We start from the raw sequence: 14,710 nt of genomic DNA, 5'->3' as shown, positions 1-14,710 counted from the left end.
CACATCGATCACGCCACTCACCCCCACCCCACGAACATCGTCCGCCGAATTCCCGTTCGCAGGATGCAGGACTCCGGCACGGCAATAGGAGGATGCCACAGGCCATTCACCGTAAACAGGTGACCTACGGATGAGCGGGACCGCCCTCGACGAGGGTGGTCCCGCTCTGTGTGGAACCGGTGCGAGTTACTCGATGTTGATCCTGAAAGTGGTCGTCCGGTTGCGGATGTCCTCGGCGTTGCCGCTCATCCGCAGGTTGCGGAAGACGGCCTCACCGACGGCCGGGCCCTGACCGGGCTCGGGCAGTTCGTTGGCCCAGATGCCGAACCCGGACTTCGCGTCGAACGCGTCACCGCTCTTCTTCGAGTTGGTGATGGAGATGTCGGTGAAGATCGTGTCCTTCACCGGGAACTGCGGCTGACCGCCGACGTAGTTGGTCTGGAACATGACGCCTCCGTAGGTGGAGTCGTCGATGTCGACGTTGTTGACCCTGATTCCCTGGAAGACCTTCGAGGCGGAGAACGCCCAGATGGCCGGGAATACCTGCGAGCCCCAGAAGTGGCCGCCGGTCCGTTCCAGGGAGACGTTCTCGATCGTCGTCGGCTCGGTCCCGAAGCCGTTCATCGGGTAGCCGAAGTCCAGCGAGGAGATGGTGATGCCGGAGTAGACCAGGGTGTCGGCGACACGGATGTTGCGGAAGGTGTTGTCGTAGCCGCCGTAGACGGCGATTCCGGCCGCACGCCAGGTCAGCGTCGACGTCAGGTTCTCGTAGAGGTTGTTCTTCTCGTCGGCGCCGCCCGCGTCGATCGCCGAGAACAGCGCGAAGCTGTCGTCGCCGGTGGCCCGGGCGTCGTTGTTGACGACGTGATTGTCCGTGGAGCCGTTCGTCATGTTGATTCCGTCGGCGAACATGTCACGGATGCGGGAGTTCTTGATGGTCATGTTGTCGGTGTTGGCGCCCCAGTAGAGGCACACCATGTGCTCGACCCAGATGTCGTCGATGGTGATGTCGGAGACATTGGAGAAGTCGAAGACCTTGCCCGGACCGTCGATCCGGGACGTGTAGTTGCCGAAGTAGGCGAAGCCGGCGAACGTCGAGCCCTTGGCACTGGCCTCGGCCCGGAAACCGACGTCGGTGTTCTCCTGCGAGGCGGGGGCGTGGAAGCGGGTGAACCACGGTCCGGCTCCGACGACCTCGACCGCCTTGCCGTAGACCTGGAACTTGCCGGCGGTCTCGTAGTCACCGGCGGGCAGGTAGACGCCGGCGAGCTTGCCCGTGGTGTCCATGCGGACCTTGTCGAGGGCGTTCTGGACGTCCTGGTGGGAGAAGCCGGCGGGGACCGCGTAGGCGGCCGGGTCCGGGTTCGGGTCCGCCGTCGCCTGTTCGGTGTTGATGAAGTCGATGGCGTAGGTGGAGGTGTTGGCCGCGTCCTTCTCGAGCCGGATCCTGGAGCCTGCCGGGACGGTCCTGCCGAGCAGCAGGTTCGCCTCGTCGTAGATGTGGCGCGGGGCACCGGAGCCGGGCGAGTTGCCGGGCGCGGTCTCGTTGCCGTACAGCCAGGCGTACTTGGAGGTGAGGTCGATCGGCTTCAGGAACTGGCCGTCGACGTAGACGTTGAGCGTGGTGTTGGTGCCGTCCGGGATGGAGAAGCGGGTGACCAGGGTGTTGGTCGCCGCGCGGGTGGTCCACTCGACGTACTGTCCGTTCCCGCTCAGCGTCACCGCCTTGCGGCCGCTCGCCTCGCCCGCTGCGTCGCCGATGGTGCGGTTCGGGCCGACGACCCTGGCGCCGCCGCCGACGGTGCCGTCCTCGGCCTCGTACATGTCGTACGGCATGTCCGCGCCGCGGCCGACGAACAGGGGCTGCGTGGTGGTGTTGTTGGCGCGCTTGACCGGGAGTTCGTTGGCGTCGTCGGCGATGACCGTCTTGACGGTGTACTTGCCGTTGGCGGCCGTCCATGAGCCGAGGGCGACCGGTGCGGTCGTCTGGCCGGGCGCGATGGCGCCGCTGTGGGAGCCGGTGAGCGTCTTGACGGTGGCGCCCTTGGAGTCCTGGATCGTCAGCGTGACGTCGTGGGCACCGGACGCCGAGGCAACGGTGCCCTGGTTCTTGACCGCGACGGTGAACCTGATCTCGTCACCGGCCGACGCGCTGGACGGGGTCCAGGAGACCGGGGCGGCGAGCAGGTCGGAGCTGGAGACGGGCTTGACCACGAGGGCGTCGGAGCGGGTGAAGGTGTTGTTCGCCTCGTTCCGCTCGATGACCTTGTTGGACGGGTCCAGCTCGGCGCCGACCGGGTAACTGCCCGCGTCCCGGGTGCCGATGCTCGCGGTGACCGTCTTCGACTCACCGGCCGCGAGGGCCGGAACGTCGGCCGTGCCGGCCTTGGTGCCGCCGAGCGTGAAGTTGAGGTCGGTGGCCTTGGAGGCCCTGCTGCCGATGTTGGTCACGGTCGCCGTCAGGCTGATGGTGTCCGACTCGACCGGGGCCGCGGGCGAGTTGGTGATGCCGGTGACCTTGAGGTCCGGGTTGGCGGCCGGGGTGCCGATCACCTGGAGTTCGGCGACCTGCGCGCCCGGGGCGCCGGTGTTGGAGGCGAACTTGAGCTGGATGTCGGCGGCCGCGCCGGAGACCGGGATGGTGACCGTGTTGCCGCTCGCCGGGTTAAAGGTGTAGTCCTTGGCCGCGGCCAGACTGGTGAAAGCCGTCGCGTCCTGGTCACGGCCGAGCACCTGGATGTTCTGCGTGCGTGTGGACCAGGCGGCGTCCGGACTGAGCCTGACGACGACCTGGCTGAGGTCGGCGTTGGCCCCCAGCCTGGTGGTGAGGGTGGCCGGGTAGGCGCCGCCCGCGCTCTCCCAATAGGTGCTGGTCTGCCCGTCGTTGGCGTTGGCGGCGACGTAGGTGAAGACGTACGACGATGCCTCGATGGGCTTGCCCTGGGCGAGGTCGGAGCCGGAACCGGTCGAGCCGGTGCGGGTGACGCTGTTGCTCGCCGCCGACACGTTGCCGGCCGCGTCCTTCGCCTTCACGTAGTAGGTGACCGTGGCACTGGCCGACGGGGAGTCGGTGTACGTCGTGACGTCACCCGCCACGGTCCTGACGAGCTGGTCATTGGCGTAGACGTCGTATCCGGTGACCTTGACGTTGTCGGTCGAAGGCTGCCAGGTGAGCTTCACGTCACTGCCGGACTGCGTGTAGGCGAGGGTGCCGGGCGCCGTGGGTGCCTGTGTGTCGCCGCCCGAACCCTTGCGGGTGACGCTGTTGCTGTTGGCCGACACGTTGCCGGCGGCGTCCTTGGCCCGCACGAAGTACGTGATGTCGCTGCCGGCCGGCTGGGTGTCGGTGTAGGTGAGGACATTGCCTGGGACGCTCGCCCTCAACTGGCCGTTGGCGTAGACGTCGTAGCCGGTCACGGCCGTGTCGTCGGTGGCCGCGTTCCAGGTCAGTCTGATCTGCCCGGTGCCCGGTTCGGTGTAGCCCAGGCCGGACGGGGCGGAGGGCGCCTGGGTGTCTCCGGTCACGGGTCCGTAGACCTCCAGCTCGGACACCTGCCCGGCGGGCCAGCCGGTGTTTGCGGTGATCAGTACACGTACGTACCGCGTGGTGGTCGCGTCGAAGCTGATGGTCGTGGACTGGTCGTTGGAGCTGTCGAAGGTGTACGCCTTCGACGCGGTCAGGTCGGTGAAGTTCTGGTTGTCGGTCGAGCCCTGGACCTTGAGGGTCTGGCTGCGGCTCGGCCAGCCGCCGGGCAGCCGCAGTGTCACCTCATTCACCTTGACCGAGGAACCCAGGTCGACCTGGAGCCACTGCGGGAAGGCGTTGTTCCTGCTCTCCCAGTAGGTGTTGCGGTTGCCGTCACCGGCGTTGGCGGCGCCGTAGACGTCGGCGTGTCCGCTTTCGCTGAAGGGTTTGCCCTGGGCGAGGTTGGGGGTGGCGGCGGCGGTCGTGCGGACCTGCATCTCGGCCAGTTGGGCGGTGGCGGCGGCCGAGTTGGCGCTGAAGTCCGCCCGTACGTATCGGGCGAGGGTGGCCGGCAGGGAGATCTTCACCGTGTTGCCGTTCCCGGGGCTGAAGACGTACGGCGCCGACGACTTGAGCGTGGCGAACGTCTTGCCGTCGGCGCTGCCCTGGAGCGCCAGCGTCTGCTTGCGGGTCTGCCAGTGCTCGGGGAGCCGCAGCACTACCTGGCGGACGCGCCGGGTGCGGCCGAGGTCGGTCTGCACCCACTGGGCCGACTTCTTCTCAGCCTGCCAGTAGGTGTCGGTGTCGCCGTCGGTGATGTGGGCGGCCTGGTGACCGGCGCGGGCACTGCCCGCCGTGGTGGCGGCGTCGGCGGCGTCCCTGGGGACGTCGGCCGCGTGCGCGCCGACGGCGGGCAGGCCCAGAACCATGACGGCCACGGCGAGCAGCGTGGTCGCCGCACGCCGTCGTGGGGGTCTCGGCTGGTGTCGAGTCATACGGGGTCACTTCCTACGGAGGCTCGCGCCCCGGATGGGGGCAGCGAGGGCGGCTCGTTCCTGACGAAGTGGTGCTGAACAGGTTGAGCGCGCTCGGGGCGGCGCTGGTGGGGCGAGGGGACGGCGCCGGCCCGGCGGAGGTGCACGGTTCTCGGGACTGACTCACGAGCAGAATTTTGCGTTGATTCATCGAAATATTGCAGAGGCTAGAAAGATGGTCCACAGCTGGGACAGCACAAGTTTCACCAGAAGCACCCATGGCTCAGATGGGGCGACGACACCCGGGGCGCGCACGGGCCGCGGGGGTCAAGGAGTCGACCTTGCACAGGACTTGCGCAGGCAGGCAGGCACTGGCCTGCGGTCCGGTCAGTGGGTTGCGGGGGCTTGCGTCCGCCGAGCGCAAGTGAACGCAAGCAACGCAAGTTTTTGCTCAACCGCGCGGTATCGGTCCGACCGACGATGTGGCCGCCGAGGTCGCGGCGCAGGTCCGGGCAGGCCGCCCGTCGTCGAACCCGGTTGCGGCGTGCAGTTGCGCGCGGAGCGCGGGCTCCCGACCCAGGTCGCGGACCGTGGTGCGCACATCGTGCCCGGCCTCCAGCAGCCGGAGCACGCACCAGCTGCCGATGAATCCTGACCCTCCGATGACCAGCACCTGTGCCATTGCCCCTCCTCAGCTCGCCAGCGCCATTCCGGGGATGCGCCTGCGGGACGGGGTGCCCGCGCTCGGGCTCGCCGTAGGTCATCGCGCCGATCGCGACCGGGGACACGTCCATGCCGGTCGTGCCGAGTTTCGTGTACTGCATGACGCTCCTCCGATAGGATGTGGAGACCTCTCCAGATAACGTAGTGGAGAGTTCTCCACTTGGCAGGGTGAGGCTCCAGTGGTCCGTTCAGACGCCCGTGAGAACAGGGCACGCATCCTCGTGGCAGCCCGCGAGCAGTTCGCCGAGAACGGCAACACGTCGATGAACCAGATCGCGCAGCGCGCGGGCGTCGGCGCCGGCACTCTGTACCGGAACTTCCCGACGCGCGAGGCGTTGATCCTGGCGATCTACCAGGAAGAGGTCGAGCGCCTGGTCGGCACCGTGCCCGGCCTGCTGGCCGAGATGCCTCCGCTCGAAGCACTTCGCGACTGGACCACCAGCCTCGTCGAAGCCATGCGGAGAAAGCACGGCCTCGGCGACGCCCTCAGCTCCGGCACGCACCAGGCGATCACCGAGCAGAGCCACGGCCCGGTCATCGCCGCGATCAGCCGGCTCCTGGACGCCGGAAAGCAGGACGGCAGCATTCGCGAGGACGCCGACCCCGGCGACTTCCTCCAGCTCACGGGGGCGCTGTGGCGCGCCGCGTCGGGGCCGCAGGACCGGTCACCGCGCATGCTGGCCCTCATCCTCGACGGTCTCCGCGCCCGACCGTAGACGCTCACTGCGGGCAGAACTCGTTGCCCTCGATGTCCTCCGTCATGGTGCAGGGCTCATCTCCCGGTGCCGGTTGGGCACCCCTCAATCGCGGCGATCCGGGCGATGGAGCAACGGGCGCAGCGTCTCGATGACGCTCGGGTCGTCCACCGTGGACGGGATCGGTTCGTCGTGGCCGTCGGCGATACCGCGCATCGTCTTGCGCAGGATCTTCCCCGAGCGCGTCTTGGGCAGGGCGGCCACGACGGCGACCTCCTTGAGGGAGGCGACGGCACCGATGCGCTCGCGCACGAGCCGGACCAGTTCCGCCTCGACCTCCTCCGGGTCGCGGTCGGTGCCCGCCTTCAGGACGACGAAGCCGCGTGGCACCTGCCCCTTGAGGGCGTCCGCGACGCCGATCACGGCGCATTCGGCGACGTCGGGGTGCGCGGCCAGGGTCTCCTCCATGCTGCCGGTGGACAGCCGGTGTCCGGCGACGTTGATGACATCGTCGGTGCGGCCCATCACGTAGACGTAGCCGTCCTCGTCGATGTGCCCGCTGTCGCCGGTGAGGTAGTGGCCGTCGTAGGCGGAGAGGTACGAGGCTACGAAGCGGTCGTCGTCGTTCCAGAGGGTGGGCAGCGAACCGGGCGGCAGGGGCAGCTTCACGACGATCGCGCCGTCGACGCCCGCCGGCACGGGCTGCCCCGCCGGATCGAGGACGCGGACGTCCCAGCCAGGCAGGGGGCGGGTGGGCGAGCCGGGTTTGACGGGTGCGGCCTCGATGCCGACCGGATTGGCGACGATCGGCCAGCCCGTCTCCGTCTGCCACCAGTGGTCGATGACAGGGATGTCCAGGAGGTTGCCCGCCCAGTGGTAGGTCTCGGGGTCGAGGCGCTCGCCGGCGAGGAAGAGATAGCGCAGCCGGGAGAGGTCGTACCCGGCCGCGAGGGTGCCTTTTGGGTCCTCCTTCCTGATCGCGCGGAAGGCGGTGGGCGCCGTGAACATGGTCTTGACGCCGTGTTCGGCGGCGACCCGCCAGAACTGGCCCGCGTCCGGGGTACCGACCGGTTTCCCCTCGTACAGCACGGTCGTGGCACCGGCCAGCAGCGGCCCGTAGACGATGTACGAGTGCCCGACGACCCAGCCGACATCGGACCCGGTGAACATCGTCTCGCCCGGGCCGATGTCGTAGACGGCACCCATCGACCAGTGCAGAGCCACGGCACAACCGCCGCAGTCGCGGACAACTCCCTTGGGCTTCCCGGTCGTTCCGGACGTGTAGAGGATGTAGAGGGGGTCGGTCGCGGCCACCGGAACACAGCCGGCCGGAGGCGCATCGGCGACCAGTTCGGCCCAGTCGAGGTCGTCCGGCCCCAACTCGGCCCGCTCCTGCGGCCGTTGCAGGATCACTTGCTTGTACGGCTTGTGCCCGGCGAGTTCGATCGCCTGGTCCAGAAGCGGCTTGTAGGCGATGACGCGCTTGCCCTCGATGCCGCAGGAGGCGGAGACGACCACCTTGGGGGTGGCGTCGTCGATTCGGACCGCGAGTTCGGGCGGTGCGAACCCGCCGAAGACGACCGAGTGGACGGCGCCGATGCGTGCGCAGGCCAGCATCGCGACGGCGGCCTCGGGGACCATCGGCATATAGATGACCACGCGGTCGCCGTGCCCCACACCGAGCCCGGCTAGAGCCCCGGCGAATGCCGCCACCTCGTCCCGCAGCCGGGCGTAGGTGTAGGTGCGCCGGATACCGGTCACCGGGGAGTCGTAGATGAGGGCGGCCTGCTCGCCCCGGCCTGCTTCGACATGCCGGTCCACCGCGTTGAAGCAGACGTTGAGCCGACCGTCCGGGAACCAGCGGTGGAAGGGCGCGCCCGAGGAGTCCAGGGCCCGGGACGGCGCCACCTCCCAGTCGACGCCTTCCGCCGCCCGCAGCCAGAACCTCTCCGGGTCTTCGAGGCTGGCCCGGAAGACGTCCTCGTACATTCCCATCGCGCTCTCCTTGACCCGCGTCGTGGTGGCCCGCCTGCCACCATGTCACACGTTGATCATGTGATCGGCCAAGCCGTGTGCGGCCCTCTCGACCGCGTGACCCGGGGTGCGGGAGCGCCCCGGCAACAGCGCGGCCTCGTGAGGCCGACCCTCACGAGCGGTCGTCCAGGATCTCGTCGGCCGTGCGGGGCGCGGCGTCGTTCCAGCGGCGCCGGGCCTCCAACGTCGCCCGATGCCGGGTGACGAGCCGATGCCGAATGCGTACGTCGATGGCGTGCACGGTGTGGACGCAGCCGGTCCGCTGCTCGCAACGGGCGTCGGCGGTCGGGATCCGTCCGGTCCTGCGGATACGTGCCGTGGATCGCCCCGTCCGCCTCACCGTGACAGCCGCGCCTCGGGATGCGGTGGGCGTGCACGCTCCTTGGATCCTCCGGAACGAACTCGCCGGTCAGGGCGAGGTATTCGGACATGTCGTGGGCGGCGAGCCGCAGGAAGCGCGGGTCCTTGGATGAGGTGGGGCTCGCGGGGAATGCGGGCGGGCCCGATCGCTGCCCGCATCCCGCGAGGGCGAGGGCCAGGGCGAGTACTGGTGAGAGGAAGGCGGCTGTGCGAGTGGGGGGCACCTGTCAGGGCTCGGGGGAGGCGGATCGTGGTGGAGGCCACGCTTCCATAGCACAGCCGTATCACAGGCCCGGCCCCGGTCAGACGTTCGCGAGCGGACCGAAGCATCAGCGGTCGTCCCGGATTTCGTACCGGCAGAATGATCCACCGCACCTCACACACGGCCCCTCTTGTCTCGGGCGGCACCCCACCCGTACGCTCACTCTCCGTACCGACCAGCCGGTATGACGCGTGGGAGGGCCGGTAAGTGACATCGGCCGCCGAGTCAACGCGTACCGCGACCGTCGAAGGAGCCGCCGGAGATGAGCAGGATCAACCGTCAGGTGCGCCTGGCCGCGCGTCCCGTGGGAGAGCCGCGGCCCACCGACTGGCAGCACGTCGAGGAGCCGGTCGGGCAGCCGGGCGACGGGGAGTTCCTGGTGCAGGTGCTCTGTCTGTCGATCGACCCGGCGATGCGCGGCTGGATGAACGCCGGCAGGTCCTACATCCGCCCGGTGGAACTCGGCGAGGTGATGCGCGCCGGCGCGGTGGGACGGGTGATCGCCTCCCGGCACTCCGGATTCGCGGTCGGCGACCATGTGTCCGGCTCGTTCGGCGTACAGGAGTACTGCGTGTCGGACGGGCGTGACGTGACCAAGGTCGACCTGGCGGCGGCCCCCTTGCCGACGTATCTCGGCACACTCGGCATGTCGGGCCTGACGGCGTACTTCGGCCTGATCGACATCGGGCGTCCCGAGCCCGGGCAGACCGTCGTGGTCTCCGGAGCGGCCGGGGCCGTAGGCAGCGTCGTCGGGCAGATCGCCAAGATCCTGGGCTGCCGGGTCATCGGCATCGCCGGCGGCGAGGCCAAGTGCCGTCTGATGGTCGACGAGTTCGGGTTCGACGCCGCGATCGACTACCAGAAGGAGGACATCCGCAAGGCGCTGCGCGAACACGCCCCCGACGGCGTCGACGTGTACTTCGACAACGTCGGCGGCGACATTCTGGACGCCGTGCTGCTGCGGCTGGCGCGCGGTGCCCGCATCGTCGTCTGCGGTGCGATCTCCCAGTACAACAGCACGCGGCCGCAAGGCCCCGCCAACTACCTGTCGCTGCTGGTGAACCGCGCCTCCATGACGGGCATGGTCGTGTTCGACTACGCCGACCGGTACGGGGAGGGCATCGCGCAACTGGCCGAGTGGCGGGCGGAGGGCCGGCTGACGTCCTTGGAGGACGTGGTGTCCGGTTCCGTCACGGAGTTCCCCGAAACCCTGCTGCGCCTGTTCCGTGGTGACAACCGCGGCAAGTTGGTGCTGAAGATCGCGGACTGACCGGGCCGAAGAGGGGAGGAGAGATCCGATGAAGGCACTGACCTACCACGGCCGTCACGACATCCGGTTCGGGGATGTCCCCGACGCCGCCGTCACCCACCCCGCCGACGCGGTGGTGCAGGTGACCGCGGCCGGCATCTGCGGCAGCGACCTGCACATCTACGGCGGCCACCCGTTCAGCCCGGAACTGGGCTACACACCGGGGCATGAGTGCGTCGGCGTGGTCGTCGAGACCGGCGGCCAGGTCACCCGCTTCAAGCCCGGCGACCGGGTTCTGGTGCCCGCGTCCGTCGGCTGTGCGCAGTGCCGCTCGTGCGCGGCCGGGTTCACCGCCCGGTGCGAGCGCGCCAAGTCCAGCATGGAGCTCTGCTACGGCGTGAGCCCGCAGCTCCAGGGCAGCCAGGCCCAAGCCCTGGCTGTGCCCTGCGCCGACGTCAATCTGGTGCGGCTGCCCGAGAGCATCTCCGACGAGGCGGCCGTCGTCCTGACGGACAACGCACCCACTGCCTGGTACGGCTGTCGGCGCGCCCGTATCCAGCCCGGTGAGACCGTCCTGGTCGTCGGCCTCGGCCCGGTCGGCCTCATGGCCGCGCAGTCCGCCTTCGCGATGGGCGCCGCGCGGGTGCTGGGCACGGACCTCGTCGCGGAGCGTCGTGCCTTCGCCGCCACCCTGGGTGTCGAGCCTGTCGAGGGCGAGGATGTGCGGGCGGCCATTCGGGAGCTGACCGGCGGACGCGGGCCGGACGCCGTGGTGGAGGCCGTGGGCTCGGACACCACGATCGAGCTCGCCCTCAAGGCCGTGCGGCAGGCGGGCCGGGTGAGTGTCATCGGGGTCAGCCAGAGCAAGGCGTTCCCCTTCCACATGGGACTGGCGCAGATCAAGGAGCTGGAGTTCGCGATCGGGTTGTGCTCGGTGCACTACGAACTCCCTCCCCTGATCGCCCTCACCCAGGCCGGCCGGATCCAGCCCGAGGCCGTGGTCTCCCATCACTTCGCACTGTCCGAGGGCCCGGCGGCGTACGAACTCTTCGCGGGCCGTGGCGACGGCGTCCGCAAGGTTGTTCTCGACCCCACGCGCTGACGCCTCTTCGTGAACCGCCTCGGTGGTGACGAGGCGGCCACCGGTCACCGGATCGGCTGCTCAGCGGGCCGGGCAGACATGGAGCGAGCTGTGCTGGGCGGTGCTGACCGGATCGGCTTCTCATCGGCACGGGCAGACCTGGCGCGGGCTGCCGGGCGGTGCAGACCGGATCGGCTTCTCATCGGCACGGGCAGACCTGGCGCGGGCTGTGCTGGGCAGTGCAGACCGGATCGGCTTCTCAGCGGGCCGGGCAGACCTGGCGTGGGCTGTGCTGGGCAGTGCAGACCGGATCGGCTTCTCATCGGCACGGGCAGACCTGGCGCGGGCTGTGCTGGGCAGTGCAGACCGGATCGGCTTCTCATCGGCACGGGCAGACCTGGCGCGGGCTGCCCGGGCAGCGCTGACCGCATGAGGCGCCGGGTTGCCGGCCGGGGCGGGCGAGGGCCGATGGCCGGAACTGCGGGCCGCCGTGCGACGTCGCGACGGCCCGCGGCCATGCCCCGCGCGGGGCCGTCCCGGTCGCCGTGTTCAGCCGACCCCGCGCCCGCCCTGGCCTGACGTGCCGAAGCGTCCGCACACCGCGATCGCCAGGCCCGGCCGTGGCCAACGCCCACGGCACGCGATCCGCTTCCTCTCTCTGGGGCCACGGCAGTCTCATTCGGCCATTCCCCGCCCGTCCGTGGACACCGGGCACTCTGAATGGAACGCTCGCTCCAGACCGCGGGCAGTACCCAAGAGACGCCCCCGGTCGCGCCGACGCCGTTCCCCGTACGAGCCGCGCACCCGCTCATCAGCACGAAGTCCTCGCAGCCGCAGAGTCCTGGTACGCCCGGAATGCTCGCCGAGAGGGGTTCACCCCGTGAAATCCATGGCCGCCACGGCCGCAACTGCCGCCCTGCTCCTGTCCGCCGCGGCGCATCCCGTCGCCCTTGCCGCCGCTCCCCCGGCCCCCGGCACAGCCCCCGCCCCCGCCCCCGCTCCCGCCGAATTCACCGTGGACACCACGTCCGACGCGGTCGACGTCGACGCGTCGGACGGCCGGTGTCTCACGGCTTCGGGCGCGTGCAGCCTGCGTGCCGCGGTGATGGCCGCCAACGCCCGCCCGGGCAGCACGATCACCCTGCCTCCGGGCCACTACCGGCTGACGATCCCGCCCGACCCACGACTGATCATCGGCGACAACCCCGACCCCACCACGGGTGACCTGAACGTCGCCGCCCGGACCACGATCAAGGGGGCCGGCGCACGGACCACAGTGATCGACGCCAACCACCTGGACCGGGCCTTCCGCATGCAGGCGGACAGCCGGCTGTCCGACCTGACGATCACCGGTGGAGTGACCAGGCAACGCGAACTGCCCATCACCGACACGGGCGGCGGCGCGATCGCCAACGGACATCACATGACGCTGCGCCGGGTCACCGTGACCGGGAACTCCGCAGGTTACGGCGGGGGCGTCTTCAACGTCCCCGGCTCCCACCTCGATCTGATCGACAGCACCGTCAGCAGGAATGCCGCGGGAGAGGCGGGTGGCATCCGGTTCGACGACACCGGCACCGTGACCAACTCGACGATCGCGGACAACCGGGTGACGAACCCCGGCGACCGCCCCGGCAGCCTCGCCGGTTACGGCGGGGGCATCGACATCCGCGGGAGGGGGCCCGTGGAGATCCTCAACTCGACCATCACCGGAAACCGTTCGAGCGACGGCGGGGGCGGAATCAACATCGCCCCCGCCTATCTCGACAGCCTGCCCTCGCCGATCCCTGACGTCATCGATCTGCCCCTGGGGCGCATGACGCTGCGCAACTCCATCATCGCGGGCAACACCGTCGACGGCGCGCCGGCCGACTGCAAGAAGGCCTTCGCCACCATCGCGTCGCTGAGCAACAATCTGGACAGTGACGGCAGTTGCCGACTGACCGCACCGGGCGACCTGCCCAGCCGCACCCCACTGATCGGCCCGCTGGCGGACAACGGCGGCCCCACCGACACGGTCGCGCTACTGCCCGGCAGCCCTGCTCTGGACGCGGCCGACGACTGCCCCGCCACAGATCAGCGAGGCGTGACACGCCCCCAGGGCACGACCTGCGACATCGGCGCCTACGAGCACACGTCATGACCCCGGACTCCTGCCCGAAACGGATCAGGGCCCCGCGCCCCGCCCTGGCCCGCGCCGCAACCGCCATCGCCGCCCCGCGCTCGCGCCTCGCTCCGGCCCGGGCCACGGCCGCCTTCGCCGCCCTGCTCCTGACACTCACAGTCCCCCCGGCCACCGCCCGCTCCGAAACCGGCCCCGAATCCCTGGTCGTACGCACGGACCTGGGCCTGATACGGGGCACGGCAGCCCACGACGGCGGCCGAGTCTTCCAGGGGATCCCGTACGCCGCCCCGCCGGTCGGTGAGCTTCGCTGGCGTCCGCCGCGACCCGCGGCGCGGTGGACGGGCACCCGGAACGCCACCGCACCAGCCCACCCCTGCCCCCAACTACCGCTGACGCTGCTCCCCGACGGAGGCCCCGTCCTGCCCGGCGAGTCCAACCGCACCGGCAGCACGGAGGAGGACTGCCTGTACCTCAATGTCCGTACACCCGCCCGCACCAACGGCCGGCCTCTCCCGGTACTGGTGTGGCTGCACGGTGGTGCCAACGCGTACGGTGCGGGCAGCGACTACGACGGCGCCGCGCTGGCCGCGCGCGGCGTGGTCGTGGTGACGGTCAACTACCGCCTCGGAGCACTGGGGTTCCTGGCGCACCCCGCCCTGTCGGCCGAGAGCGCCGACCGTGCCTCGGGCGACTACGGCCTGATGGACCAGCAGGCCGCGTTGCGCTGGGTACGGCGCAACATCGGCGCCTTCGGCGGCGACCGGAACCGGGTGACGCTCGGCGGCCAGTCCGCCGGATCGGCGGACACCTGTCTCCACGTCGCCTCGCCGACGGCGAAAGGCCTGTTCCACCGCGCGATCCAGCAGAGCGGAGCCTGCGCCACGGACGGCGGCCTGACACCTCTCACACTCGGCGCGGCCGAACGAAAGGGAAACGACTTCGCGGCCTCGGTCGGCTGCACCGAGCCGAAAGTCGCGGCGGCCTGCCTGCGTTCGGTGCCCCCCACCGATCTGATCCGCGCCCCCGGAACAGGAACCGCCTCCCTGTGGGCCCCGAACACCGGTCCCCGCATCCTCCCCCGCACGCCACAGGCAGCATGGGCCGAGGGACGAGTGAACACCGTCCCGACACTGAGCGGCAGCACGCATGACGAATACCGCTACTTCACCGCGCTGTACGTGGATCTGCTCGGCGGCGGCCCCCTGACCCCCGACTCGTACGCCGCCCTCATCAGGCTCCAGTACGGGGACCGAGCGGCAGCGGTCCTGGCCACCTACCCGGCCTCGGCGTACCCGTCCCCCAACCTGGCCTACTCCGCCGTCGGCACCGACCAGCGGTTCGCCTGCCCGGCACGGGCCGACAGCCATCTGTACGGCAGCCGGGTGCACGTCTACGCCTACGAGTTCCACGACGCCCAGGCGCCGCCGTTCATCCCGGCACCGCACACACCGCAGGGCGCCTTCCACGCCTCCGAACTGGCCTATCTCTTCCCCACGGACGTGCTTGCGCCCCTGACGCCCGCCCAGCGGCGGCTGTCCGCCACGATGACCGCCTACTGGGCCCGCTTCGCCGCCACCGGCAACCCCAACGCACCCGGCACTCCGCCATGGGCGCGCCACACGGCCGGCGGAGACCGCATCCAGGTACTGGCACCGGACCGGGTCGGAGCGACGACCGGTTTCGCAGCCGACCACCGCTGTCAGTTCTGGCAGCCGCCCCGATTCCCGCAAGAGCCGTGAGA

Annotated in this window: 9 protein-coding genes; 5 read left to right on the top strand and 4 right to left on the bottom strand. The window is 70.0% G+C overall.

The annotated features are described in order from the left end of the window. Positions 1-186: 186 nt before the first annotated feature. Together AC3ETA_RS32770 and AC3ETA_RS32765 are read right to left on the bottom strand one after the other, a co-directional pair. Positions 187-4,461 carry a discoidin domain-containing protein gene (locus tag AC3ETA_RS32770; RefSeq protein WP_432196525.1) on the bottom strand — a complete coding sequence of 1,425 codons (4,275 nt, stop codon included), beginning with the start codon at positions 4,459-4,461 and terminating at the stop codon, positions 187-189. 430 nt (positions 4,462-4,891) lie between these two features. Then, positions 4,892-5,122, bottom strand: a complete 231-nt coding sequence (locus AC3ETA_RS32765) for an NAD-dependent epimerase/dehydratase family protein (protein ID WP_432196524.1) — start codon at positions 5,120-5,122, stop codon at positions 4,892-4,894. A gap of 220 nt (positions 5,123-5,342) precedes the next feature. On the opposite strand from AC3ETA_RS32765, the gene AC3ETA_RS32760 reads away from it, so the two are divergent. After that, the gene (locus AC3ETA_RS32760) at positions 5,343-5,879 is read left to right on the top strand and encodes a TetR/AcrR family transcriptional regulator (RefSeq protein WP_432196523.1); all 537 of its coding nucleotides are present in this window, start codon (positions 5,343-5,345) and stop codon (positions 5,877-5,879) included. Between the two features lie 84 nt (positions 5,880-5,963). On the opposite strand, the gene AC3ETA_RS32755 is transcribed toward AC3ETA_RS32760, so the two are convergent. Both AC3ETA_RS32755 and AC3ETA_RS32750 read right to left on the bottom strand, forming a co-directional pair. Next, positions 5,964-7,853 carry a propionyl-CoA synthetase gene (locus AC3ETA_RS32755; protein WP_432196522.1) on the bottom strand — a complete coding sequence of 630 codons (1,890 nt, stop codon included), beginning with the start codon at positions 7,851-7,853 and terminating at the stop codon, positions 5,964-5,966. Positions 7,854-8,004: 151 nt separating this feature from the next. After that, entirely contained in the window at positions 8,005-8,232 is a 228-nt protein-coding gene (locus AC3ETA_RS32750) for a hypothetical protein (RefSeq protein WP_432196521.1), read from the bottom strand. A gap of 544 nt (positions 8,233-8,776) precedes the next feature. Between AC3ETA_RS32750 and AC3ETA_RS32745 the strand changes: the two genes are divergently transcribed. The 4 genes from AC3ETA_RS32745 to AC3ETA_RS32730 all read left to right on the top strand — a co-directional run bounded on the left by AC3ETA_RS32745 (position 8,777) and on the right by AC3ETA_RS32730 (position 14,708). Further along, the gene (locus AC3ETA_RS32745; RefSeq protein WP_432196520.1) at positions 8,777-9,784 is read left to right on the top strand and encodes an NADP-dependent oxidoreductase; all 1,008 of its coding nucleotides are present in this window, start codon (positions 8,777-8,779) and stop codon (positions 9,782-9,784) included. A 28-nt stretch (positions 9,785-9,812) separates the two neighbouring features. Continuing rightward, positions 9,813-10,865, top strand: coding sequence for an alcohol dehydrogenase catalytic domain-containing protein (locus AC3ETA_RS32740; protein WP_432196519.1), 1,053 nt, complete (start codon positions 9,813-9,815; stop codon positions 10,863-10,865). 868 nt (positions 10,866-11,733) lie between these two features. Further along, entirely contained in the window at positions 11,734-12,987 is a 1,254-nt protein-coding gene (locus AC3ETA_RS32735; RefSeq protein ID WP_432196547.1) for a choice-of-anchor Q domain-containing protein, read from the top strand. Next, positions 12,984-14,708, top strand: a complete 1,725-nt coding sequence (locus AC3ETA_RS32730) for a carboxylesterase/lipase family protein (protein WP_432196518.1) — start codon at positions 12,984-12,986, stop codon at positions 14,706-14,708. The genes AC3ETA_RS32735 and AC3ETA_RS32730 overlap by 4 nt, the downstream gene beginning before the upstream one ends. Positions 14,709-14,710 lie beyond the last annotated feature (2 nt).

It is taken from the genome of Streptomyces sp. bgisy027 (assembly GCF_057710365.1).
Note: the sequence above shows the minus strand (reverse complement) of the source record. Positions and strands in the feature narration are given on the sequence as shown.